Below are 22502 nucleotides of genomic sequence, written 5' to 3'. Positions count from 1 at the left end.
GACATCGGCCTCACGCGTGATGATGTGGAGCAGTTGCGCCACAACTGGCCGTCGCAGTCTTCAGATGCCCCGAAGCTGTAACATCTGTTCCCCCGCCCCCTTCGGCGCTATGACACTCCCCATGACGAACGCACTCGACATTACATTTGCGGCGCTGGCCGACGGGACGCGCCGCGCGATCCTGACTATGTTGTTGGAAGACGACATGGCCGTCACAGACGTCGCCGAACCTTTTGACATGTCGCTGGCTGCGATCTCCAAGCACCTGACGATCCTGACCCGCGCGGGTCTGATCTCGCAAGAAAAGCGCGGGCGGGTGAAATGGTGCAAACTACAGCCCGACGCCATGCGGGCGGCTTCGGTCTGGATGCAGGGGTTTGGCCAGTTTGAACCAGTGCACCTGGACGCGTTTGAACGCTTCCTGGCCAGCGAGTTGGACGACCAGCCCCCAGCCCCTCCCGCCCCGGCTATTCAGAACAGCGAAATCTGAGGAAGTCTGCTCAGGCTTTGACAGGGCGCGCGGGCTTGGCCGCATCTTCGAGCAACAACACCAGGGCCACTACCGTCAGCGCAATCCCCACCAGGATCAGCCCGCTTGGGGCCGGGTTGCCCAGCGCGACCTGCCAGACAATCACCCAACTGGGAGTCAGATAGGTATAGGCCATGACCTTGGCCGCAGGCAGGTGAAGGCTGGCAAACTGCAGCAACACAAAGGTGACAGCGCTGGCAAATATCGCCACATAAAAAATTCCAACCCAGACCAGCATCGGCAGGGCGTTCCACTGGGTCGCGCGGATGTCCCCCCAGCCAACGACCAGCAATACCAGTGCCCCGGCAATCAGGGTGCCAAAGGTAAAGGCAATCGCCGGCTCTCCCCGGTTCAGCTTACGCACCACCGGCGTATAGATCGCATGGGCGACACAGCCGACAAAATAGATCATCTCTCCGCGGCCAATATCAAAGGCCCGCAGCGCCGCCAGGTCGGCCCGGAAGATCACCCAAAGCGCCCCCGCCGCGCCGATGCCCAAGGCCAGCGCCATGCGGGGCGTGGTAATCTGGCGCAGCAGCAGATAGCCAAAGACACCGCTGAGCACCGGGGTCAGGGTAAAGACCGCCGAGGCGCTGACCGGATCTGCCGTCTGCAAGCCATAAAACATCAGCACAAAGTAGCTGGCAAACAGCGCCCCCATCACCAGATAGCGCCAGGGCGCCCGAAAATGATGCCGTCGCAGCTTGCCACTTAGCCCGGCGACCGCGCCAATCACCACCGCCGCGATGCCAAAACGCACCGCATTCAGCGCCATCGGCGCGATATCATTGGCGATCAAAACCCCCAGAGAAAACGATCCCGCCACCAGGATCGAAAACAGCAGCATGGCGCCATGGGCGCGCTGAACCGGGCTCATTGCTGCCAGGCCTTGGCGCGCTCTTTCAAAAAGCTGAGGAAACTCTGCACCTTGTTAGTGCGGTGCAGGTCCACATGGGTCACCAACCAAAGGCTGCCTTCCCAATCGGCCTGCGGATCCATCATCTTGACCAAAGCCGGGCGGCGCGAGGCCTCCCACATCGACATAAAGCCAATACCGGCCCCTGCCATAACCGCCTCTTGCATTGCCACACCGTCGGAGCAGCGGAAGATGATTGTCTCTTCCGTGGTGTGTTCGCGCAGCCATTTGTTGAAAGGTGCGCGGCTGTCTGGATTGTCGGTGCCAACAAACTGATGGTTCTTCAGGTCATCGACACCTTTCAGCATGCCGTGCTGGTCTACATAGCTTTGGGAGGCAAACAGACCGATCTTCTGCTTCAGAAAGGGCTGCACCACATTGTCCGGCTGATCCGGCGCATTGCCTGCCCGCAGCGCCACATGGGCCTCGCCGTACTCCAGCCTGAACAGGCGCTCACCGGTGAGGTAGCGAATAACCAGGCCCGGATGCATCTGCTGGAACTCGGTCAGCACTGGCACCAGTAGATGCGACATCGACGACAATGAGGTCACCACCAATTCGCCTGAGACCTCTTCCCCCTGGCCTTTCAACCGACCAACCAACTGGCTGAACTGGTCATCAGTGGCCTGCGCCACCCGCAACAGGTCCTGACCGGATTCCGTTGGCGTATAGCCACGGGCATGACGCTGAAACAGCTTCACCCCCAGGCGTGTTTCAATTGCATCAATATGGCGGATCACCGTCGCATGATGCACCCCCAGAACCTCGGCGGCGCCACTGACAGTCCCCATGCGGGCCACCTGATAGGCGGTGCGAACTTCGTCCCAATTCTCCATCACACAGTCCTTGCTTCAAATCCGCTTTGTGAAATCTGCCCCTCAAGCCCCACCGCAAATTTGCACAAAACCTGTGCCGACACGGCGATTGAGTTCATTTTTGCTATAACCCATGTGTGATGCAGACGAAACAAAAAATAGGAATTCAGATCATGACCTCCACAGTTCTGCATATCGACTCCTCCGCCCGCGCCGAGAACTCCGTCACCCGCTCGCTGAGCGCCGAGATCACCGGGCGGCTGGCACCTGAAACTGTCATCCGTCGGGATCTGGCGACCCCACTGCCGCTGCTCGACGAGGCCTGGGTCGGTGCCAACTTCACCCCTGCGGACCAACGCAGCGATGAGCAGAAGGCGCTTCTTGCGCAGTCTGACGCGCTGATTGCCGAGCTGAAACAGGCCGATACCATTGTCATCGGCACGCCGATCTACAATTTCTCAGTGCCCTCGACGCTGAAGGCCTGGATTGATCTGGTTGCCCGCGTTGGGGTGACCTTCAATTACACCGAAACCGGCCCCGTTGGTCTGCTGGAGGGCAAACGCGCCATCATCGCGGTGGCCTCTGGCGGGACACAGGCCGGATCGGATATCGATTTTGCCACCACCTACCTGCGCCATGTGCTTGGCTTTATCGGCATCACCGATGTTGAACTGGTCGCCGCAGATCAGCTGTCCATGGATGAGGAAGGTTCGATGCAACGCGCCAAGTCCGCAATCGAGGCGCTTGCCGCCTAAGCTTTGCCCGCTAAATTTGGCACAACCAAACCTGAACACCGCCTCCCTCGGGGGGGGCGGTGCTTTTGCTCAACGCCCCTGTTGCACCATGCCAATCTGTTGCACCATGCTACCCGGACGGGAACGCAAGACAGGGCTCAGCAGATATGAAGAAAATCGGTATTCTCGGCGGCGTCGGCTGGGCCTCGACCCTGGACTACTATCGCGGCATTTGCGCGGGCAGCTGGCAGCGGCAAATCGAGACTGGCGCAGAGGCCCACAACGGCCCGCTCCCCTGCCCAAAGATCACCATAGAATCGGTCAATCAAGCCGAGACCCGCAGCCTGCGCGGGCGCCCCGAGGATGAGGCCAGCTGGGCCGCCTTTGATGCGGTGTTTCGCGATGGCCTGCTGGTGCTGCAAGCGGCCGGATGTGATTTTGCGGTGATCGCCAGCAACACGCCCCATGCGCGCCTACACGCCATCCGCCAAGGGGTAGAGATGCCGGTGCTGTCCATTTTTGATGCAACCGCACAGGCGGTTGCCAAAACCAAGGCCGACTCTGCCCTGGTGATCGGCACTGCGGTCACCATGCAGGCCCGCAACTACGCCGAGGTTTTGGCCCCCTATGGAATTCAGGCCAATCCAACGCTGCCCACAGCGGAGATCGCCGAAGCCCAGTCGATGATCGACCAAGACTTTCACGGCGGCGCCTCGCCAGAGGCGCAGGAACGGCTGCTGCGGTTTTGCCAGAAACACGCCAGCGCCGGGGAGGCAGTGATCCTTGCCTGTACCGAACTGCCGCTGGCCTTCCCGGACCATATTGATGAGCCCTGTTTTGAGGCCGCCGGGGTCTTGTTTATCAATCCCTCCGCAGCCCATGTCGCAGCAGCGCTGGAGCTGGCATTGGGGGAACCCCAAAACGCCTAGGGGCGCGCGTCAGATCCAGTGGGGCTCACACCCGATGCGAGCGAGAAAGGCAAGAAAATCCTCCCGTGCCATCACCACGGTGCGATCATTCACCAGCGGGTGCATATTGATCACATCCACCTCCTGCACCGCTGCATCCATATAAAAGGTCACCCCCTGCGCAACACCGGTGATCATTGCCAGTGGGCTCACTGCGCCCGGGCGAATGCCCAGGTTCTGCATCAGGCGATCAGCAGAGCCAAAGCTCAGCCCTGCGGCACCAATCTCCTTCCCCAGCGCCTTGAGGTCGATCTCGCGGTCCTGTTCGACAGAAATGAGGTAATTACGCTTCTTGCGATCCCGCAGATAGAGGTTCTTGATCTTCAGGCTGCTGACGCCGGGCTGCTGCATCTCTGCTTCAACCTGCTTGGCTTCCTCCACGGTCCGCAGCGGCACATGGGTAAACAGGGTATAGGGCAAATCCCATGCATCAAGCTGTGCCAACAGCGCATCTGAGCTGACCGGCAAGGCGTCCTGTTGAGCGGCGGCTGCATCCATGAATCAAGTCTCCCAAAAGCGGTATTTTACGTCGCCTTCAGATCACGCAAAAAAACCCAAAGACGCAAGAGACGATGCGCCCTCTGGAGACAAAACTGCGCCACAGCCGCTCAGGCACACAGGTAGGCGAGCACACAGACAGGCCGCCCCCCTGTCAGGCGGACACACAGCTGGGCAGCCAGTTAGGGGAGCAGGTAGGTGCGGCAGGTGGTCAGCCGAGCCCTCAAACCGGTGCGAGCTCGTCTTGTCTGACCTCCTCATAGTGGTCAAACGCAGTCTCAAACCAGCCGGTGCCGCGGCTGGCGCTGGCCAGGCCGTGACACAGGCCATCCCGTGCGACCAGCGGAATCAGGGCCTCCAGAACAACCCAACCCGCTTTGCCGTCTTCTGCAGCAAAGCCCAGAACCTGTCCCTTCCGGTTGCTAATCACCGGGATCACCCGGCCTGAAAACACCGAAGGCACATGAATGGCCACCTTCATAATGGGTTGCAAAAGCACCAGATCGGCCTGATCCAAAGCGCTCCGCACCGCATTTCTGGCCGCCGTGCGAAAAGCAAAATCAGAGCTGTCCACGGCGTGATCCTTGCCATCTTTCAAGATCACCGCGACATCCACCACCGGGTGGCTGTTGTAGCCTTCCCGCAGGGCTTCGCGCACCCCGGCCTCAACCGAGGGAATATAGGCCTTTGGCATCGCTCCGCCCTTGATCCTGTCGTGAAACTGAAAACCGCTGCCCCGGGGCAGCGGGCGCATTTCGATCAGAACATCGGCACACTGCCCCGCCCCGCCGGACTGCTTGCGGTGACGGTAGCGCAGCTCAATTGGTTCTCTGAGGGTTTCGCAAAAGGACGGCGGCACCTGCTCGCCAATGGCTTCGACGCCAAATTCCGTTTCCAGCGTGGCCAGCACCCGGCGCAGATGCAACGGCCCCTGCAGATGCAACAGGGCGCGCCCGGAAATCGGGTCCTGTTCCAGCTTAACAGCCGGGTCGATCCCCACCAGACGGTCCAACGCCGCCGAGAGCTGCGCCTCGTCGCGTTGATGCACCGGAACAACCAAGCGCCGGTAGGTCGACGGCGGCGGCTGTGCCCAGCCGGGCAGCCCGGCACTGCCATCAGCAGAATAACAGTAGCCGAGGTTCGGATCGTCGCATTTTTTCGCCTGACCGATATCGCCGGCCTGCAGACCGATGCGCGCCAGGCCAGTGTGCGGGGGGCCAGTGTGCGAGAGGCCAGTGCTGCCAATGGTATTTCCGTGATCGCCCTGTCGCTCATCGGCGCCAGTGTCCAGCCCGCCCAACGCGGCCAGAGTGCGCCCCCCCACCGGGTTGCCATCCCCCAGGCCTGCGTCCAGGGCACGCAGAAAGACGGCTTTATCAAGATGTTTGGCCTGATCGGCCATACAGCCGACCGCCACCACATCCGCCACCCCCTCCCCGAGTTTGCCCAGCCGCGCCCTTGTCAGGGTCGTTTTGCCAGATTGCGATGGCCCCAGTATCGTGAATACACGCATCCCTCTTGGTCCTTCCCTCAGCCAGATGGCTGCCCGGTTGGCCGCACGAACGCTTGCCCCGTTCGCCTGTGTTACCTGATGCTGTTGCTGCCTCACGGCGCCCGATGGATCGCTCAGATCCGTTAAGTCGATGAGGCACCTATAGTCCCGATGTTGCGAGCCTCTCACTGTTTGAGTCAAGCCGTGGTCGGCAGCTGACCTTCTCAGGCGTGCTAATTTCACTAGGATATAACTATGCGAATCACGCGAGACACCCCAGAGCAGCTGATCATCGCAAATACGCCCTGGCTGATCGGCATCATGCTCATCTTGTTTATCCTGGTCTTCATCGGCGCAGGTCTTCTCGTTGCAAGCGGCGAACAGGGAGATCTCTGGTTTGGCGTCTTGTTTGGCAGCCTGGGCGGCGGCATCGGCATAGTGGCTTTTTGCGCCTTTGTGCGACGCGTGCAGATCATCTTTGACCGCGTCGCCGGCAGGATTTTCATTCGCCGCCAGTCGGTTTTTGGCTACAGCAGCGAGGATCACCCACTGGATCAGCTGTCCCATGTGGAAATAGAACAGACCACCACGCTTCGGGATGGGCGCAGTTCAACCCTGTATCGCCCGACGCTGGTTCTAACGGCAGGGCCTGCGGCTCCCGGCAGCAAAACCCGCATCCCGATTGTTGCGGCCTATACCAACGGGGCAGGATCCGACCGGATTGCCAGGGCCGTGAACAGCTGGCTGCCGGCAAAAACCGTGATCTGAAACAGGCTGGACCTTGGCCAAACCCTGTCATCGCTTGACTCTGTCAGCCAATCCACGTAACGCAGGGCCCATATCCGGAAGCATCTATGTCTTCCGGTCCCTGACGTGTCGGGGATCGCCCTCCACCAGCGTGTTACGCCCGTGGGGGCAATTCTGTTTGGATTGCTCTCACAAGCCGGCATTCGACCTGAAGGGCATTTGCGCATGGGCATCCCGCTCACTACATAGGGGCTGTCTGGTTTTGAAGTCGGCAAAGGAGGCCGTAAGCCATGTTTGAAAATCTATCCGAACGGCTTTCCGGGGTCTTTGACCGGCTGACCAAACAGGGCGCCCTGTCCGAGGAAGATGTCAAAACCGCCCTACGCGAAGTCCGCGTTGCCCTGCTAGAGGCCGATGTCTCGCTGCCGGTGGCGCGTGATTTTGTCAAAAAGGTTCAGGACCAGGCCACCGGACAGTCGGTGACCAAGTCGGTCACCCCCGGCCAGCAGGTCGTCAAAATCGTGCATGACGCACTGGTTGACGTGCTGCGCGGCGACGAAGATCTCGGCACGCTCAAGGTGGACAACCCGCCTGCGCCGATCCTGATGGTCGGTCTGCAGGGCTCTGGTAAAACCACCACCACTGGTAAACTGGCCAAGCGGCTGAAGGACAAAGAAGGCAAGCGGGTGCTGATGGCCTCGCTCGATGTCTATCGCCCGGCTGCGATGGATCAGCTGGCAGTTCTGGGCGCCCAAATTGGCGTCGACACCCTGCCGATCGTCGCCGGCCAGAAACCCGTTGATATCGCCAAGCGCGCCAAACAGCAGGCCGCGCTGGGGGGCTATGACGTCTACATGCTGGACACCGCCGGCCGCTTGCAGATCGACGAAGTCCTGATGCAGGAAGTCGAAGATGTCGCGGCGGTGGTCTCCCCCCGTGAGACCCTGCTGGTGGTCGATGGTCTGACGGGTCAGGTCGCGGTTGAAGTGGCGGAAGAATTTGACGCCAAGATCGGCATCTCCGGCGTGGTGCTGACCCGGATGGATGGCGACGGCCGTGGCGGTGCAGCCCTGTCGATGCGCGCGGTGACCGGCAAGCCGATCCGCTTTGTCGGTCTGGGCGAAAAGATGGACGCCATCGAGACCTTCGAGCCAGAGCGCGTCGCAGGCCGTATCCTGGGCATGGGCGACATTGTTGCCCTGGTTGAAAAGGCGCAGGAAACCATCGAGGCCGAACAGGCCGAGCGCATGATGAAGCGCATGATGAAGGGTCATTTCAATATGAATGACCTGAAGATGCAGCTGGAACAGATGCAGCAGATGGGCGGCATGGAAGGCATGATGTCGATGATGCCCGGCATGGGCAAAATGGCCAAGCAGGTGCAGGACGCCGGCATGGACGACAAGGTCATCAAGCGCCAGATCGCCATGATCCAGTCGATGACCAAGAAAGAGCGCGCCAATCCCGGCCTTCTGCAGGCCAGCCGCAAAAAGCGTATCGTGGCCGGCGCGGGTATGCAGGTCTCTGACCTGAACAAGCTTCTGAAAATGCACCGGCAGATGTCGGACATGATGAAGAAAATGGGCAAGATGGGCAAAGGCAAGATGCTGAAGCAGGCCATGAAAGGCATGCTCGGCAAAGGCGGCGGTATGGGCGACATGGCGGGTATGGATCCCAGCCAGATGGACCCCAAAGCGCTGGAAGCAGCGGCCAAAGCCATGGGCGGCGGCAAGGGTATGCCCGGCGGTCTGCCCGGTCTTGGTGGCATGGGCGGCATGGGCCTGCCCGGCGGTCTTTCTGGCTTTGGTAAAAAGAAATAACATGATCCAGGTTCCCACCATAGAAACTCAGCGCCTGATGCTGCGCCAGCCTGCGTTGAGCGATTTCGAGCCGCTCTGCGCCTTCTATGCCTCGCCGCGCGCCGATTTTGTCGGTGGTCAGATGGAGCCGGACAAGGTCTGGCGTCATCTGGCGCTGGAGATCGGTCACTGGCAATTGCGGGGCTATGGCCGCTGGACGCTAGAGGAAAAGGACAGCGGCAAACCGGCGGGCATCATCGGCTTGTGGAACCCCGAAGGCTGGCCCGAGCCGGAAATCGGCTGGGACCTGTTTGAAGGTTTTGGCGGCAAGGGCTACGCCACCGAGGCCGCCACTGCCGCGCGTACCTATGCCTATGAGACCCTGGGCTGGAAAACCGCGATCAGCCTGGTCGCGCCTGAAAACCACGGCTCGCGCGCGGTGGCGCAGCGCCTGGGTGCAACCCGCGATGGTGACTTTGCCCATGTGCGCCTGGGCGCGCTGGAGGTTTGGCGCCACATGAGCCCCGATGATCTGGCCGCTGGCGGCATGGAGGCCTACGCATGACCGCAATGAGCCTGCCCATCCCGGTCCTTGAGACCGCGCGCCTGACACTGCGCGCGCCGCACCTGGATGATCTAAAACCAATGGCGGCTTTCTTTGAGACAGAGCGCAGCCATATTGTTGGCGGTCCGCGCGATGCCATGGGCAGCTATACCTCGCTGGTTTCCCGCCTGGGGCATTGGGTGCTCAATGGCTACGGGCTGTGGCATATCGTCGAAAAAGCCTCTGGGCGCTTCATCGGCTGGACCGGTCTGATCTTTGCCCCTGCCTGGTCTGAGCCAGAGTTGGGCTGGACCCTGTTTGAAGAGGCCGAGGGTAAGGGCTACGGCTTTGAAGCCGCGACCGCTGCCCGCAACTACGGTGCGCATCAACAGGGCCTGAACGGTGTGATCAGCTATATTGCGCCGCACAACAATCGCTCTATTGCACTTGCGGAACGCTTGGGCGCACGTTTTGAATCTGACGCTGCGCTGCTGGGCAAGCCCTGTCAGATCTGGCGGCACCCCACCCTGGAGGCCGCAGCATGAGCCGCCAGAACATCCCGGTTCTTGAAACCAAACGCCTGGTGCTGCGCGGCCCCGAGGCCGAGGACTACCCCAATTTTGAGGCGACCTTCTCCTCTTACCGGGCGCGGTTCATGGGCGGGCCTTTGAATGCCTATGAGGCCTGGATGCTCTATGCCGCTGAAATCGGCCATTGGCAGATTCACGGCTTTGGCATGTGGATGATCCACGACAAGGTCACGGATGAAACCTACGGCATGGCCGGCGGCTGGATGCCTGCGGGCTGGCCAGAACGGGAAATCGCCTGGATCATCTGGCCCGACGCCGCAGGGCGCGGCTATGCGCTGGAGGCCACCAATGCCGCCCGCGCCTATTTCTACGAAACCCAGGGCTGGGAAACCGCTGTCAGCTATCTCGACCCCAAGAACCTCGACTCCATCCGCCTGGCAGAACGGCTTGGCGCGGTGAAAGATCACGATGCGGCAACCATTGATGGCAACGATGCGGTCTATCGCCACCCAGCCCCTGCGGCGCTGAAGGGCAGCCAGATTGCCCATGGTATCGAGATGGAAATCAGCCACTACGCTGACCCGCTGTTCAAACCAAAAGGATGGGCTCTTGACTGATCACATCACCCCAGCCGAGCACACGCAGGACGACGTGGCCCGCGCCGCCGAAATCCTGCAAGGGCACCGCGAAAGCATCGACCGGCTTGATGCGATTCTCGTCTACACCTTGGGCGAGCGGTTCAAACACACACAGGCCGTGGGTCAGCTGAAAGCTGAACATGCGCTGCCGCCCTCGGATCCCACCCGAGAGGCCGCGCAGATTGCACGGCTCGAAGATTTGGCGAAACGGGCCAACCTGGACCCCGATTTTGCCAAGGCTTTCCTGAATTTCATCATTCAGGAAGTCATCAGACACCACAAGAAACACCAGGAATAACAGGGCAATCCCTGTCAACGCCATCAAAGGAGACTACCCAATGGCTATCAAACTTCGTCTGGCCCGTGGCGGCTCGAAAAAACGCCCCTTCTACCGCATCGTAGCTGCTGACAGCCGCATGCCACGTGACGGCCGTTTTGTTGAAAAGCTCGGCACCTATAACCCGCTGCTGCCAAAAGACAGCGAAGAGCGCGTGAAAATGGACATGGAACGCGTTCAGTACTGGCTCGGCCAGGGCGCCCAGGTCACCGACCGTATCGCCCGTATGCTCGAAGCTGCTGGCGTGCGCGAAAAGGCCGACCGCTCCAACCCCAAAAAGGGCACCCCTGGCAAGAAAGCCCAGGAGCGCGCTGAACAGAAAGCCGCCAAGGCCGCCGAGCCAGCCGCAGACGCGGAATAATACAGTGGGGTCGCGGGACCTGCCCCTTTCGGGGCCCGAGGGGGATGTGCCGGAAGGTGCTTTCCCCGCGGCGTTCCGCACCCAGCTTGATCTGTTGATGCAGATGCGGCGCGACGTGCGCCGCTTCCGCAGGGATCCGGTGGATGAGGCAGTGCTGGCGCGCTGCCTCAACGCCATCCAGCTGGCCCCCTCGGTGGGGTTGAGCGAACCCTGGCGCCTCCTGCGTATCGACAGCGAGGCCGCCCGTGAGGCCGCCCTGAAGAATTTTGAAACCGCCAATGCAGAGGCTCTGGCCGGCTATTCCGGTGCCCGCGCCAATCGCTATGCCGGCCTGAAACTGTCAGGCATGCGCGAAGCCCCGGTGCAACTGGCGATTTACTGCGATGATGACACCGTGCAGGGTCATGGGCTGGGCGCTGGCACCATGCCTGAAATGCGCCGCTATTCGGTGGTCACCGCCATCACCCTGTTCTGGCTTGCCCTGCGCGCCGAAGGGCTGGGACTGGGCTGGGTCTCGGTGCTGGACCCGGATCAGCTCAACCGTGATTTGCAGGTGCCGGCGAGCTGGAAATTGATCGGATATTTCTGCATCGGCCTGCCCGAAGAACTGCACGACAGCCCCGAACTGGAACGCCAGGGCTGGGAAAATCGGCAGAACGCGTTGTCGATTGAGACACGGTAAAGCGATGGGACGTTTGATCCGCCTTGTAATTTTTGTTGCGATCGCCTTTACCTCGGGCATTCTATTCGAGCGCAGCCATCAAAAGGACCTATGCGCACAATCTGGCGGCCAATGGATGCGCGCCGGATTCTGCGCCGGAGAGTGAACTCATGAGTGCCCCCCAAAGTGATCTGATTTGCGTAGGCGCCATTGCTGGATCTTATGGCGTGCGCGGCGAAGTGCGGCTGAAAAGCTTTTGCGCCCAGCCGGAAGAAATCGAAACCTATTCGCCGCTCACCAATGAGGACGGAAGCCAGAGCTACAGCATTGCCCTGACCCGCGCCGTAAAGGGCGGCTTTTGCGGCCGCATCGCAGGCGTTGAGACAAAAGAACAGGCCGACGCGCTGAAAGGCCTGCGCCTGTTCACCTCGCGCGACCAGCTGCCGACCCTGCCCAGCGACGAATATTACCACGCCGACCTGATCGGGGTCGAGGTCTTTGACACCGGCGGTGTGTTGCTCGGCACGGTGAAATCGGTGCAAAACCACGGCGCCAGCGATCTGCTGGAGCTGATGGGCGAGGGCCTGAAAGGCACTGTGTTTCTGCCCTTCACCCTGGCGGCGGTGCCCACGGTTGACCTGGAACAGGGACGCATCATCGCAGATCCGCCTGAGGGTTTGTTTTAAACCTACAGGTCAGCCAGCTTCCTCAGCGCGCAATGCATCCAGAACCCGGACAACTGATACCACCGTCAATGAACTCCGCTGCAACTCCGGCAGCTTTCGCCCCAGGCTGACCCAAAACCGGAACAGGCGCCACGCAAAGACGAACCGGAATACCGGGTCATCCGTCAGCTTGGTTCCGTAGCCCCCTTCAAACGCTGCCCAATCTGCCTGAGCGACGCAACCGAAGCCAGGACTGTCGCCATCAGAGGCAAGGTGCTCCGGGCAATTTGCCAGCCAGATATCGGCAATATCGCGCTGCGGAAAAACAGCCCCATGATTGAGAAAATCAATAAACGACACCTCCCTGTCCGACATGATGATATTGCGTAGATGCAGGTCACCATGCGCCAAAGCGCTGCGGAACTCCTTTCCCCGCGCCAACCGGGCGGCCCGATGCAAATGCGCACATAATCCCAGAAAGCTATTGGGTTTGGGCAGCGAGAGCCTTCCTTCGCGCACCGCTAGCGCCCGATCAGAGACCATTTTCAGAAACGGTTTAGGCCAAAACTGCCTTAGCCCAGTATCCGATACCCGGTGCAGCTCGGCCACAGCCTTACCGATCCGGCGCAAGACCTCGTCTCTGGCCCCAAAGCCATAGTCCGTCAGAGCCAATGTGCGGTAGGCGGTGTCACCCTGGACAAAATCCATCAATGCATAGGGGTGCTGCGGATCCTGCCACAACAACCCCGGAGCAGACACGCCTGACACAGGTTTCAGGCTTTGGGCGGCTTTCCTCTGCCGCTCCAGTTGCCGGATCAACGGTCGTGGGTTCGCCGTATCAAAATCAGCCCGCAGCACAAAGCTCTGCCCAGCTGCTGTCTTGACCTCCAGAACACAGCGGCGATGCTCAAGCAAACGGTTGGACCCCAGCCTGCGAAAGACGGCTCCTTCTTCGACCAGACCGGCAGCGGATGCGGCACGGGGCCAAAGCGCCTGAGCACGCGCCTGAACCTCCTCAAGGGCCGCATCGGGATCAAGGCTCTGTACCTTGGGCCGCATTTCTGAATTCATCCAAACACCAATGCTTTCTATTGCGCAAAAACCTGAGTGCACTAAACAGCAACTTTATGACGACTCCAAACAAATCCCACGGCCGCAAAGCCATCCGCCCGAGCCTGAAGCCGCGTGAGCTGATGACGCCAACGCCCGAACTGGTCGGCGTTTGGAAGGCAAAGATCCTGACGCTGTTTCCCACCGCCTTTCCCGGCGTGCTGGGCGAAAGCCTGACGGGCAAGGCCCTGCAGGAAGGCCTGTGGCAGCTGGAGACTGTGGATCTACGTGAATTTGGCGTTGGCAAACACCGCAATGTGGATGACACCCCAGCGGGTGGTGGCGCCGGGATGGTGTTGCGGGCAGATGTGCTGGGCAATGCCATAGACCAGGCCATGCAGGACACCACCGCACCCCAGGGGGGTAACTGGCCCCTGATCTACCTCACCCCGCGCGGCAAGCCGATGGATCAGGCCATGATGCAGAACCTGGCGCGCTGCGATGGCATTACGCTGCTCTGTGGCCGGTTTGAAGGCGTCGATGAGCGGGTCTTGGAGCATTACAACATTCAGGAAGTCTCATTGGGGGATTTTGTCATGACCGGCGGTGAGCTGGCGGCGCAGGCGCTGATTGATGCCACCGTGCGGCTGATCCCCGGCGTGCTGGGCAATCAGGCCTCAACCGAGGAAGAGAGCTTTTCCTCTGGCCTGCTGGAGCATCCGCAATATACCCGCCCGGCAGAGTGGCAGGGCCGCAAGATCCCCGAGGTGCTGATGTCCGGCCACCACGGCAAGGTGGCAGAGTGGCGCCAGGAGATGGCAGAACAGATCACACAGGCGCGCCGCCCCGACCTGTGGCAGGCCTATGAGGCCAGCAGACCGCCGCAAAAGCCCAAGCGCAAAAAGAAGTGACGCCTAGTCAACCACGACAGGCGCCTCGCTTCCATGCATCATGTGGGTAATCATTTGACAGTGAAATTGCGGCTGCGCCCTGCAACAACCAGCGCCCAGCCCGGACCGGGGAGAAAATTGATGGGTCGCGTATTGCTACGCCTTTTGGCGGGACTGGTATTGGTAGTCGTGGTTCTGCTGGCGGTGCTGATCTTCAACACCCTGCGCTATACGCCAGAGGCAACCGCCGACTCCGGCACCCCCTATGAGCTAGGGGCCGATATCGAGCAGGCAACCAAAGATTTGTCAGCGGCGGTCAAGTTCCGAACCGTTTCCACCGATTTGAAGCACCCGGATTTCGCCGCCTTTCTGACCTTTCTGCAAGACAGCTACCCGCTGGTGCACAATACCATGAGCCGCGAAGTGCTGGCCCGGCAAACTCCCCTGTACAAATGGCAAGGCAGCGATCCAAGCCTCGCGCCCATCCTGCTGGCCGGCCATTATGACGTCGTGCCCATTGCCCCCGGTTCCCATCATCTATGGGAGCACGAGCCCTTTTCTGGCGTGATTGACGATGAATTTGTCTGGGGGCGCGGCACTCTGGATGACAAAGGCGCCGTCATCGCCATGCTCACCGCAGCCGAAAAGATGATCGCCGATGGCTTCACCCCCAAGCGCACGGTCTATTTCAGCTTTGGCGGCGATGAAGAGATCGGCGGGCTTGGTGCCATGGCCGTCGCTGTTCACCTGAATGAGCAGGACATCGAGCTAGACTGGATGCTGGATGAAGGCTCCTTTGTGCTCGATAAGGTCATCCCCGGCCTGGACCAACCTGTGGCCAGCATCAACCTCTCGGAAAAAGGCTATGTTACCCTGGAACTGGTGGCTAAATCCGCCGGGGGGCACTCCTCCATGCCGCCGCGCGTCACCGCCGTGGGACGCATCGCCAGGGCCATCAGCCGACTGCAGGACAATCCTGTCCCCGGTGGGCTGACCGGCATTTCAGAGGAGTTCTTTGACGGCCTTGGACGTCATTTCTCTTTTGGACAACGGGTGGTCTTTGCCAATCGCTGGCTGTTCAAGCCGTTGCTGGAAACCATCCTCGCGGGCTCTCCTACCACAGATGCGATGCTGCGCAGCACCACCGCGCCCACCATGCTGACTGGATCCAGCAAGGACAACGTGCTGGCCGCCGAGGCCTCTGCCAAGATCAACTTTCGCATCCATCCCCGCGATTCCGTCGCTGACATCGTGGCACATGTGCGCCAAACCATCGACGACCCGGAGATCGAAATTCGCTATGACGAAAGCCTGGCCAACCCGGCTTCGCCGGTGTCTTCCGCGCAGGCCACGGGCTATTTGGATATCAAAACCTCGATTCTGGATGCCTTTGGGCCCTTGGCAACTGTCCCTGGCCTGACCATTGCCGCAACGGACGCGCGCCACTACGGCAAAGCCGCCAAAGACGCCTATCGGATCAACCCGTTCAAGATCGAAGGCTCTGACCTGGCGCGTTTTCATGGCACCAATGAACGCCTGTCAATCGAGAACCTGGAGACCGGCATCAACTTTTTTGGAGCCCTGCTGCAAAAACAGTAACCCGTCGATATCAGCTGCAGTCAAATGTCTCCCTATTGGCCGCCAGGTCCGTCGATGGGACGCATGATGGGCTGTTTGCCCTTGACCGAATAGGACAACCCGCCTAGGAAACCTCAGTCTGTAATTGCTGAGTCGGTTGCGGGCTGTTTGACGTTGGGACAATGCCTCGGAAGCTTTCTTCGGTTTTGCTGCAGCACCCCGGCGCAACACTCAAATGAACAGACGATCTAACCTCTGGCGGGCTGCAAAGGCGGGACCCGGTGAAGACCAAGAGCTCTGAGGACGCGCAAATACGTCGTGGAAAACCACGAGCAAAATAGGAGAAGATCAGATGGACCTGATCGCACAGCTGGAGGCGGAACAAGTTGCCGCCCTAGGGAAAGACATCCCTGACTTCAAAGCCGGTGACACCATCCGTGTTGGCTTTAAAGTAACCGAAGGTTCGCGTTCGCGCGTTCAGAACTACGAAGGCGTATGCATCAGCCGTAAAAACGGCGCGAGCATTGCGGGTTCCTTCACCGTTCGCAAGATTTCTTTTGGTGAAGGCGTGGAACGTGTGTTCCCACTGCACTCCACCAACATCGACAGCATCACCGTTGTGCGTCGTGGCCGCGTTCGTCGCGCCAAACTGTACTACCTGCGTGCCCTGCGCGGTAAGTCCGCACGGATCGCTGAAGATTCACATTACAAAGCCAAAAAGGCCTGAGGAGCGGTATCATGAAAAAAGATATTCACCCCGATTACCACTTCATCGACGTCAAAATGACCGATGGCACCGTTCTGAAGATGCGCTCCACCTGGGGCAAAGAAGGCGACCAGATGTCGCTGGACATCGACCCCACAGTGCACCCTGCCTGGACCGGTGGTAACACCCGTCTGATGGATGCCGGCGGCCGCGTCTCCAAGTTCAAAAAGAAATATGAAGGCCTGGGCTTCTAAGCTTAGTCCCCTTTTGGATTTCGAAATGCCGCTCCTTTTGGGGGCGGCATTTTTTGTTGGCACCTCGGAATTTGCAGATCTGTAACAGGGCCCGCCAGAGGTCGGTCAAATGAGAGCAATACAGAGCCTAACTAGGGTCTTTTCCTGCAATTTGCATGCTTTCCATTGATTCGCCCCAGCTCTATAGTCAGCACAACACAACAGGCGCGCGCAGCGCAGCGAACCAAAGGGACCAATAGATGGCGCATATCATAGTCGTCGGCAACGAAAAGGGCGGCGCAGGGAAATCCACCGTCTCGATCCATGTGGCCACAACCCTGGCCCGGCTTGGCCACAAGGTGGCAGCGCTTGATCTCGACCTGCGGCAGCGCTCCCTGGGTCGCTATATTGAGAACCGCAAAGAGTTCATGGCGAAGGCGGCGCTGGATCTGCCCTTGGTCGAATTGCACGAGTTGCCCGAGATCGACGCCGAGAGCCTGCAGCCGGGCGAAAACATCTATGATCATCGCCTGTCTGCTGCGGTCTCCAGTCTGGAGCCGGACAATGATTTCATCCTGATCGACTGCCCCGGCTCGCACACCCGGTTGAGCCAGGTGGCGCATTCCCTGGCCGATACCCTGATCACACCGTTGAACGACAGCTTTGTGGATTTTGATCTGCTGGCCCATACCGACCAGAAGGGCGAAAAGATCACCGGCCCGTCCGTCTATTCCGAAATGGTCTGGAACGCCCGCCAGCTGCGCGCTCAGGCCGGGCTGAAACCCATCGACTGGGTGGTGATCCGCAACCGCGTCGGCACCCAACGCATGGTCAACAAGGAAAAGATGGAACGCGCCATCAACATGCTGTCCAAACGCATCGGCTTTCGCGTTGCCCCCGGTTTTTCCGAGCGGGTGATTTTCCGCGAGCTGTTCCCGCGCGGCCTGACCCTACTGGACCTCAAGGACATCGGTATCAAGCAGCTGAACATCTCCAACATCGCTGCCCGCCAGGAATTGCGCGACATGATGAAGGCGGTGAACCTGCCCGGCGTCGAGATTGACATTTAGACACCTCCACCCAACAAAACGGCGGTTGCTCCCCGCGCGGGAGAACCGCCCGAACTAGCTGAGCCTGTGCCAGGGGCACCATGGCCCGCACAGACAAATGCCACTTTGAAGGCCTAAATTGCAAAGGCATTCGGCCCTAGTGTCGGGACCCATCAAACCTCAACATAGGGGGAGAGATTTGGCATTGCCCCGTTTGGTCGGTAAACGGTGAACAGCTCTAGCGGATCAGCCACGCCGCGCAGCATGTAGCGCCCCAATGACACCATGTCATGCTTGCCCGCCGTAACGGCGCGCTGGACCACCGAGGAAAAAATCATGTTTTGCCCAACCGAGCGATGCATGTCCGCAATCCGCGCGGTTTGATTGACCGCCGGGCCAATCACGGTGAAATCCAGCCGGTTTTCCGCGCCGATGTTGCCATAGAGAATTTTTCCGGCGTGCAGCGCCAGGGTCCAATCGGTGATTGGCAGGCCAAGCGCCAGACGCTGTTCATTGCGCAGGCTGATATTGCGGCACAGTTCTGCAGCAGCATCCAGGGCCGCCTGCGCGTCCTTTTCGATACTTCCCAGATTGAACATCACCAGCATTCCGTCGCCCAGGAACTTGAGGATATTGCCCCCGTGACCATGGGTGGCTGCGACGGCGATGCCAAAGTAATCGTTCAACATCTCGATCAGCTCGGGCCCCGGCAGCTCACCCGCTAGGCTGGTGAAGCCCTTGAGATCGAACAAGCCAATCACCGCGTCAATCTCGGTGGAAGAGCCACGCTGGAATTCACCAGAAAGCACCCGCTGTCCGGGGTCTCGCCCCAGATAGGTCTGCAACAGATCCGTGGCCATCTGGCGGTTTGACATGGATTTCAACGCCAGCCCCAGCGCAGGGTAGAGCGCCTGGATCAAGGCCTTGTCCTCGCTCGAGAACCCCTCAGCGCCATCAGAGGTCCAGGAGCATAACACCCCCTCGGACGGGTTGTTGGGATCAAAAGGGGGCTCGTCTTCAGTGAACCGCAGAGCCATGGCAAGATACTCGGTGCCGCCCTGATCTTTCAGATCCCGCAGCAAGGGAAATCGGGTCAGGTCCTCGCCTGTCAGATCCGATTGAAAAATCTCCATGTTCTGTTCCAACAGAACATAGAAGGGGCTTTGCAACCAGGCCTCCAGCGGTGTTTCACGGCGCTCATAGTGTTCGTGGCTGATGCCGTCCATGCGGGTCCAGTTGTAGCCAATGCCGCCGAATTTGGGGTGATAGGCACGCTGCGCCAGATGGAACCGCCACAGCGGCACCCCCAGCTCCACCAGTTTCTCACAAAAACTGTTGAGCAGATCCTGACGACTGTTGTAGCGCAGCCCCTTGCCGATCAGCCAAGGAATTACTGCCGCTGCCCTGCTCTCCAAGCCTTCCATTGCCATCCGGCCTTTCTGTATCAGCTCTACCCGCCCTGCCCCTGGCTTTGCGGCATATCTTTTGCCAGAGGATACTCGATCCCAGCCAGCTGCCGCAACATGCGCCGCAGCAGTGCCACCTCTTCTGGCGTGAAACGCTTCGCGAGCATCCCATCATAGCTTTGCGCTTCGGCGCGCAGATCACGATAGGCTGCTTCGCCCGCCGGGGTAAGCCGCAAATGTTCCGAGCGGCGGTCCTTTTCATCCCGGCTGCGGGACACGAATCGACGTTCCGCCAGCTTGGCCACGGCTCGGCTGATCTTGGTTTTATGGATCTTGGCCCGCTCACCGATATCGCGGGCGGTCATTTGCCCAAAGATGCCCAGATGAAACAGCACCCGCCATTCATTGCGCAGCATACCATAGCGGTTTTTGTAATGGGCCTGAAAGGCCAGCGAAGATTCCTCTGCCGCCCGGTTCAATAAAAAGGGCAGAAAATCTTGCAGCGAAAAATCATCTTTTTCAGTCATGGGGCTCTCCTTTCCCTTGTTAGTTACAAAAACAACTATTAATTCCGCAAGTAGAAAAGGAGCGCGCGACATGAACAAAGCTGCTGATCCCCACCAGATGATCCAGGCCCCCTCTCTTGCCGGCCCGCACGAAGGCTATATGCCCGGCTTTGGCAACGATTTTGAATCCGAGGTCCTGCCCGGCGCCATGCCACAGGGTATGAACAGCCCGCAGAAATGTAACTACGGTCTTTATGGCGAGCAGCTGTCAGGCACCGCCTTTACCGCCGATCCCCCCGAGCGCACCTGGTGCTATCGTATCCGCCCCTCGGTAAAGCATTCGCACCGCTACAGCAAAATCGACCTGCCCTACTGGAAATCGGCGCCGCATGTGGACCCTGATGTGGCCAGCCTGGGCCAGTATCGCTGGGACCCAGTGGCCCATGATGGCGCGGCCCTGACCTGGCTCACCGGGATGAAGACCATGACCACCGCCGGGGATGTGAACACCCAGGTCGGCATGGCCAGCCATGTCTATCTGGTCACCGAAAGCATGGTCGACAGCTATTTCTTTTCCGCCGATTCCGAGCTTTTGGTGGTGCCACAGGAGGGCCGTCTGCGCTTTGCCACCGAGCTGGGCATTATTGATCTGGAACCGCAGGAAATTGCCATCATCCCCCGGGGCCTGGTCTACCGGGTCGAGGTTCTGGAAGGCCCGGCCCGTGGCTTTGTCTGCGAGAACTACGGTCAGAAATTTGAACTGCCCGGCCGTGGCCCCATTGGCGCCAACTGCATGGCCAATCCGCGAGATTTCAAAGCGCCGGTGGCGGCCTATGAGGACCGCGAGGTGGCTTCGACCCTGACGGTGAAATGGTGTGGTCAGTTCCATGAGACCAAGATCGGCCAGTCGCCGCTGGATGTGGTGGCCTGGCACGGCAACTATGCGCCCTATAAATATGACCTAAAGACCTACTGCCCGGTTGGCGCCATTCTGTTTGATCACCCGGATCCGTCGATCTTTACCGTGCTGACAGCGCCATCGGGCGTGCCCGGAACCGCCAATATCGACTTTGTCCTGTTCCGCGACCGCTGGATGGTGGCTGAAAACACCTTCCGTCCGCCCTGGTATCACAAGAACATCATGTCCGAGCTGATGGGCAACATCTACGGGCAGTATGACGCCAAGCCAAAGGGGTTTGTCCCCGGCGGCATGTCGCTGCACAATATGATGATCCCGCACGGACCGGACAAGAACGCCTTTGAAGGCGCCTCGAACTCCAACCTTGGGCCGGAGAAGCTGGAAAACACCATGTCCTTTATGTTTGAGACCCGTTTTCCGCAGCATCTGACCGCCTTTGCCGCCAAGGAAGCGCCGCTGCAGGACGATTACATCGATTGCTGGAGCGACATTGAGAAGAAATTCGACGGCACCCCCGGCTTGAAATAGGCTGCGGGTAGGGCAAGTAAAAACAGAAGGGGGCGCTGCCCCCCTCTGGGCCCTTTGGGCCCATTCACCCCCGGAGGTATTTCCGGAAAGATGAAATGAGATCTGCGGATCTTGCAACCGACTGGAGGCTTTATGCCGCTTCTGAAATCCTGGGTGAGCTCGGCCAATGACGCCGCGCATCCCTTTCCCCTGAACAACCTGCCCTATGGCGTTTTCTCTACCGCCGATAGCGATCCGCGCTGTGGTGTGGCGATTGGTGATATGATCCTCGACTGCCAGGCCGCCGAAGAGGCGGGTCTGTTGCAGCTGGCGGATTATCCGCTGTTTGAGGTGCCCTTCTGGAACGAGATGATGGAAGAAGGCCCTGCCGTTTGGGCCGCCCTGCGCGCACGCCTGACAGCGCTGTTGGCCGAAGACGCGGCTGAGCAGTCCAAGCTGGAACCACTGTTGACGGCCCAGGCAGAGGCCGAGCTGCACATGCCGATGGCGGTGGCAGAATATACCGATTTTTATGCCGGCATGCAGCACGCCAAAAACATGGGGGCGATCCTGCGGGGCTCGCCGGATCTGCCTGCCAACTGGCTGCATATTCCTATTGGCTACAATGGCCGCGCCTCCTCTGTTGTGGTTTCAGGCACGCCCATTCACCGCCCCAATGGCCAGACCAAGGCGCCGGACGCCGAGATGCCCTCCTTTGGGCCCAGCAAACGTCTGGATATCGAGCTGGAAATGGGCGCCATTGTTGGCACCGGATCCGAATTTGGCCAGCCCATCACCGTGGATGAAGCCGATGCGATGATCTTTGGCTATGTGCTGCTGAACGACTGGTCGGCCCGCGACATTCAGGGCTGGGAATACCAGCCGCTGGGGCCGTTCCAGGGCAAGGCCTTTGGCACCTCGATTTCACCCTGGATCGTCACCGCGGCGGCGCTGGAAAGCTTCCGTGCCCCGACCCCAGCCCGCGAGAAAGAGCTGCTGCCCTATCTGGAGGGCAGCAAGGATGGCTTGTATGATATCGAGCTGGAAGTGCTGATGCAGCCCGAAGGCGCGGCGACGGCCACGGCGATCTCCAAGACCAACTACAACCGGATGTATTTCTCAGCAGCGGAGCAGCTGTGCCATCATGCCATTGGTGGCTGCGAGATGAACACCGGGGATCTGTTGGGGTCTGGCACCATCTCCGGCGCGGAACGGTCCGAGTATGGATCGTTGATGGAGTTGAGCTGGGCCGGGCGTGAGCCCTTTACCCTGGAGACCGGCGAGAGCCGTGGCTTTATCGAGGATGGCGACACCCTGACCCTGCGCGGCAATGCCCGTGGCGATGGTTTCACCATTGGCTTTGGTGATTGTACCGGCAAGATCCTGCCCGCCAAATCCTGGCCCGCAGCCAAATAACCCCGTCG

Annotated in this window: 26 protein-coding genes; 19 read left to right on the top strand and 7 right to left on the bottom strand. The window is 59.9% G+C overall.

The annotated features are described in order from the left end of the window. Positions 1-121: 121 nt before the first annotated feature. On the top strand, positions 122-490 hold the full coding sequence (locus QZ268_RS18790) for a metalloregulator ArsR/SmtB family transcription factor (RefSeq protein ID WP_295455557.1): 369 nt from the start codon (positions 122-124) through the stop codon (positions 488-490). A 10-nt stretch (positions 491-500) separates the two neighbouring features. Here QZ268_RS18790 and QZ268_RS18785 read toward each other — a convergent pair whose 3' ends face one another. Together QZ268_RS18785 and QZ268_RS18780 are read right to left on the bottom strand one after the other, a co-directional pair. Beyond that, complete coding sequence (locus QZ268_RS18785; protein WP_295455555.1) at positions 501-1406, bottom strand: DMT family transporter; 906 nt, start codon at positions 1404-1406, stop codon at positions 501-503. Continuing rightward, complete coding sequence (locus QZ268_RS18780; protein ID WP_295455553.1) at positions 1403-2281, bottom strand: LysR family transcriptional regulator; 879 nt, start codon at positions 2279-2281, stop codon at positions 1403-1405. The genes QZ268_RS18785 and QZ268_RS18780 overlap by 4 nt, the downstream gene beginning before the upstream one ends. 152 nt (positions 2282-2433) lie before the next feature. On the opposite strand from QZ268_RS18780, the gene QZ268_RS18775 reads away from it, so the two are divergent. Then, positions 2434-3015 (top strand): NAD(P)H-dependent oxidoreductase, encoded by a 582-nt coding sequence (locus QZ268_RS18775; protein WP_295455552.1) that lies wholly within the window; start codon positions 2434-2436, stop codon positions 3013-3015. A 146-nt stretch (positions 3016-3161) separates the two neighbouring features. Continuing rightward, positions 3162-3923, top strand: coding sequence for an aspartate/glutamate racemase family protein (locus tag QZ268_RS18770; RefSeq protein ID WP_295455550.1), 762 nt, complete (start codon positions 3162-3164; stop codon positions 3921-3923). 9 nt (positions 3924-3932) lie between these two features. On the opposite strand, the gene QZ268_RS18765 is transcribed toward QZ268_RS18770, so the two are convergent. After that, complete coding sequence (locus QZ268_RS18765) at positions 3933-4460, bottom strand: prolyl-tRNA synthetase associated domain-containing protein (protein ID WP_295455548.1); 528 nt, start codon at positions 4458-4460, stop codon at positions 3933-3935. 223 nt (positions 4461-4683) lie between these two features. Then, positions 4684-5973, bottom strand: a complete 1290-nt coding sequence (locus tag QZ268_RS18760) for a hypothetical protein (protein WP_295455546.1) — start codon at positions 5971-5973, stop codon at positions 4684-4686. 234 nt (positions 5974-6207) lie between these two features. On the opposite strand from QZ268_RS18760, the gene QZ268_RS18755 reads away from it, so the two are divergent. From QZ268_RS18755 to rimM, 9 genes are all read left to right on the top strand, one after another. After that, the gene (locus QZ268_RS18755) at positions 6208-6720 is read left to right on the top strand and encodes a hypothetical protein (RefSeq protein WP_295455544.1); all 513 of its coding nucleotides are present in this window, start codon (positions 6208-6210) and stop codon (positions 6718-6720) included. A 269-nt stretch (positions 6721-6989) separates the two neighbouring features. Further along, on the top strand, positions 6990-8519 hold the full coding sequence (ffh, locus tag QZ268_RS18750) for a signal recognition particle protein (RefSeq protein WP_295455543.1): 1530 nt from the start codon (positions 6990-6992) through the stop codon (positions 8517-8519). A gap of 1 nt (position 8520) precedes the next feature. Beyond that, positions 8521-9063: a GNAT family N-acetyltransferase gene (locus QZ268_RS18745; RefSeq protein ID WP_295455542.1), complete on the top strand. Its 543-nt coding sequence runs from the start codon at positions 8521-8523 to the stop codon at positions 9061-9063. After that, positions 9060-9587 (top strand): GNAT family N-acetyltransferase, encoded by a 528-nt coding sequence (locus tag QZ268_RS18740; protein WP_295455540.1) that lies wholly within the window; start codon positions 9060-9062, stop codon positions 9585-9587. Before QZ268_RS18745 ends, QZ268_RS18740 begins: the two co-directional genes overlap by 4 nt. Next, complete coding sequence (locus QZ268_RS18735; protein ID WP_295455539.1) at positions 9584-10189, top strand: GNAT family N-acetyltransferase; 606 nt, start codon at positions 9584-9586, stop codon at positions 10187-10189. Before QZ268_RS18740 ends, QZ268_RS18735 begins: the two co-directional genes overlap by 4 nt. Continuing rightward, complete coding sequence (locus tag QZ268_RS18730; RefSeq protein ID WP_295455537.1) at positions 10182-10508, top strand: chorismate mutase; 327 nt, start codon at positions 10182-10184, stop codon at positions 10506-10508. The genes QZ268_RS18735 and QZ268_RS18730 overlap by 8 nt, the downstream gene beginning before the upstream one ends. A gap of 40 nt (positions 10509-10548) precedes the next feature. Next, the gene (gene rpsP, locus QZ268_RS18725) at positions 10549-10908 is read left to right on the top strand and encodes a 30S ribosomal protein S16 (RefSeq protein WP_295455535.1); all 360 of its coding nucleotides are present in this window, start codon (positions 10549-10551) and stop codon (positions 10906-10908) included. Positions 10909-10927: 19 nt separating this feature from the next. Continuing rightward, positions 10928-11590, top strand: a complete 663-nt coding sequence (gene bluB / locus QZ268_RS18720; RefSeq protein WP_295455560.1) for a 5,6-dimethylbenzimidazole synthase — start codon at positions 10928-10930, stop codon at positions 11588-11590. A 149-nt stretch (positions 11591-11739) separates the two neighbouring features. Next, on the top strand, positions 11740-12255 hold the full coding sequence (gene rimM, locus QZ268_RS18715) for a ribosome maturation factor RimM (protein ID WP_295455533.1): 516 nt from the start codon (positions 11740-11742) through the stop codon (positions 12253-12255). Positions 12256-12264: 9 nt separating this feature from the next. Here rimM and QZ268_RS18710 read toward each other — a convergent pair whose 3' ends face one another. Next, positions 12265-13293: an aminoglycoside phosphotransferase family protein gene (locus QZ268_RS18710; protein ID WP_295455532.1), complete on the bottom strand. Its 1029-nt coding sequence runs from the start codon at positions 13291-13293 to the stop codon at positions 12265-12267. A gap of 68 nt (positions 13294-13361) precedes the next feature. Between QZ268_RS18710 and trmD the strand changes: the two genes are divergently transcribed. The 5 genes from trmD to QZ268_RS18685 all read left to right on the top strand — a co-directional run bounded on the left by trmD (position 13362) and on the right by QZ268_RS18685 (position 17761). Next, positions 13362-14195 carry a tRNA (guanosine(37)-N1)-methyltransferase TrmD gene (trmD, locus tag QZ268_RS18705; RefSeq protein WP_295455530.1) on the top strand — a complete coding sequence of 278 codons (834 nt, stop codon included), beginning with the start codon at positions 13362-13364 and terminating at the stop codon, positions 14193-14195. A 120-nt stretch (positions 14196-14315) separates the two neighbouring features. Next, entirely contained in the window at positions 14316-15773 is a 1458-nt protein-coding gene (locus tag QZ268_RS18700; RefSeq protein WP_295455528.1) for a M20 family peptidase, read from the top strand. A 331-nt stretch (positions 15774-16104) separates the two neighbouring features. Continuing rightward, positions 16105-16479, top strand: a complete 375-nt coding sequence (gene rplS / locus QZ268_RS18695) for a 50S ribosomal protein L19 (RefSeq protein ID WP_295455526.1) — start codon at positions 16105-16107, stop codon at positions 16477-16479. Between the two features lie 11 nt (positions 16480-16490). Further along, positions 16491-16712, top strand: a complete 222-nt coding sequence (rpmE, locus tag QZ268_RS18690; RefSeq protein WP_083100364.1) for a 50S ribosomal protein L31 — start codon at positions 16491-16493, stop codon at positions 16710-16712. Between the two features lie 239 nt (positions 16713-16951). Beyond that, a complete protein-coding gene (locus tag QZ268_RS18685; RefSeq protein ID WP_295455523.1) occupies positions 16952-17761 on the top strand; it encodes a division plane positioning ATPase MipZ in 810 nt (269 codons plus the stop codon). A gap of 152 nt (positions 17762-17913) precedes the next feature. Here QZ268_RS18685 and QZ268_RS18680 read toward each other — a convergent pair whose 3' ends face one another. Together QZ268_RS18680 and QZ268_RS18675 are read right to left on the bottom strand one after the other, a co-directional pair. Next, positions 17914-19170, bottom strand: a complete 1257-nt coding sequence (locus tag QZ268_RS18680) for an adenylate/guanylate cyclase domain-containing protein (protein WP_295455521.1) — start codon at positions 19168-19170, stop codon at positions 17914-17916. Between the two features lie 20 nt (positions 19171-19190). Beyond that, positions 19191-19673: a MarR family transcriptional regulator gene (locus QZ268_RS18675; RefSeq protein WP_295455519.1), complete on the bottom strand. Its 483-nt coding sequence runs from the start codon at positions 19671-19673 to the stop codon at positions 19191-19193. 70 nt (positions 19674-19743) lie between these two features. Between QZ268_RS18675 and hmgA the strand changes: the two genes are divergently transcribed. Together hmgA and fahA are read left to right on the top strand one after the other, a co-directional pair. After that, the gene (hmgA, locus tag QZ268_RS18670; RefSeq protein WP_295455518.1) at positions 19744-21099 is read left to right on the top strand and encodes a homogentisate 1,2-dioxygenase; all 1356 of its coding nucleotides are present in this window, start codon (positions 19744-19746) and stop codon (positions 21097-21099) included. 132 nt (positions 21100-21231) lie between these two features. Further along, on the top strand, positions 21232-22494 hold the full coding sequence (gene fahA / locus QZ268_RS18665) for a fumarylacetoacetase (RefSeq protein ID WP_295455516.1): 1263 nt from the start codon (positions 21232-21234) through the stop codon (positions 22492-22494). Positions 22495-22502 lie beyond the last annotated feature (8 nt).

The sequence above is a fragment of the uncultured Pseudophaeobacter sp. genome, assembly GCA_905479575.1.
In the GTDB taxonomy this organism is placed as follows: Bacteria; Pseudomonadota; Alphaproteobacteria; order Rhodobacterales; family Rhodobacteraceae; genus Pseudophaeobacter.
This window is presented reverse-complemented; position numbering and strand designations above follow the sequence as displayed.

Bases quoted from the DNA above. Each gene is read 5' to 3' on its own strand.
- QZ268_RS18790 (WP_295455557.1), top strand. From the start codon at position 122: ATGACGAACGCACTCGACATTACATTTGCGGCGCTGGCCGACGGGACG.
- QZ268_RS18785 (WP_295455555.1), bottom strand. From the start codon at position 1,406: ATGAGCCCGGTTCAGCGCGCCCATGGCGCCATGCTGCTGTTTTCGATC.
- QZ268_RS18780 (WP_295455553.1), bottom strand. From the start codon at position 2,281: ATGGAGAATTGGGACGAAGTTCGCACCGCCTATCAGGTGGCCCGCATG.
- QZ268_RS18775 (WP_295455552.1), top strand. From the start codon at position 2,434: ATGACCTCCACAGTTCTGCATATCGACTCCTCCGCCCGCGCCGAGAAC.
- QZ268_RS18770 (WP_295455550.1), top strand. From the start codon at position 3,162: ATGAAGAAAATCGGTATTCTCGGCGGCGTCGGCTGGGCCTCGACCCTG.
- QZ268_RS18765 (WP_295455548.1), bottom strand. From the start codon at position 4,460: ATGGATGCAGCCGCCGCTCAACAGGACGCCTTGCCGGTCAGCTCAGAT.
- QZ268_RS18760 (WP_295455546.1), bottom strand. From the start codon at position 5,973: ATGCGTGTATTCACGATACTGGGGCCATCGCAATCTGGCAAAACGACC.
- QZ268_RS18755 (WP_295455544.1), top strand. From the start codon at position 6,208: ATGCGAATCACGCGAGACACCCCAGAGCAGCTGATCATCGCAAATACG.
- ffh (WP_295455543.1), top strand. From the start codon at position 6,990: ATGTTTGAAAATCTATCCGAACGGCTTTCCGGGGTCTTTGACCGGCTG.
- QZ268_RS18745 (WP_295455542.1), top strand. From the start codon at position 8,521: ATGATCCAGGTTCCCACCATAGAAACTCAGCGCCTGATGCTGCGCCAG.
- QZ268_RS18740 (WP_295455540.1), top strand. From the start codon at position 9,060: ATGACCGCAATGAGCCTGCCCATCCCGGTCCTTGAGACCGCGCGCCTG.
- QZ268_RS18735 (WP_295455539.1), top strand. From the start codon at position 9,584: ATGAGCCGCCAGAACATCCCGGTTCTTGAAACCAAACGCCTGGTGCTG.
- rpsP (WP_295455535.1), top strand. From the start codon at position 10,549: ATGGCTATCAAACTTCGTCTGGCCCGTGGCGGCTCGAAAAAACGCCCC.
- rimM (WP_295455533.1), top strand. From the start codon at position 11,740: ATGAGTGCCCCCCAAAGTGATCTGATTTGCGTAGGCGCCATTGCTGGA.
- QZ268_RS18710 (WP_295455532.1), bottom strand. From the start codon at position 13,293: ATGCGGCCCAAGGTACAGAGCCTTGATCCCGATGCGGCCCTTGAGGAG.
- trmD (WP_295455530.1), top strand. From the start codon at position 13,362: ATGACGACTCCAAACAAATCCCACGGCCGCAAAGCCATCCGCCCGAGC.
- QZ268_RS18700 (WP_295455528.1), top strand. From the start codon at position 14,316: ATGGGTCGCGTATTGCTACGCCTTTTGGCGGGACTGGTATTGGTAGTC.
- rplS (WP_295455526.1), top strand. From the start codon at position 16,105: ATGGACCTGATCGCACAGCTGGAGGCGGAACAAGTTGCCGCCCTAGGG.
- rpmE (WP_083100364.1), top strand. From the start codon at position 16,491: ATGAAAAAAGATATTCACCCCGATTACCACTTCATCGACGTCAAAATG.
- QZ268_RS18685 (WP_295455523.1), top strand. From the start codon at position 16,952: ATGGCGCATATCATAGTCGTCGGCAACGAAAAGGGCGGCGCAGGGAAA.
- QZ268_RS18680 (WP_295455521.1), bottom strand. From the start codon at position 19,170: ATGGCAATGGAAGGCTTGGAGAGCAGGGCAGCGGCAGTAATTCCTTGG.
- QZ268_RS18675 (WP_295455519.1), bottom strand. From the start codon at position 19,673: ATGACTGAAAAAGATGATTTTTCGCTGCAAGATTTTCTGCCCTTTTTA.
- hmgA (WP_295455518.1), top strand. From the start codon at position 19,744: ATGAACAAAGCTGCTGATCCCCACCAGATGATCCAGGCCCCCTCTCTT.
- fahA (WP_295455516.1), top strand. From the start codon at position 21,232: ATGCCGCTTCTGAAATCCTGGGTGAGCTCGGCCAATGACGCCGCGCAT.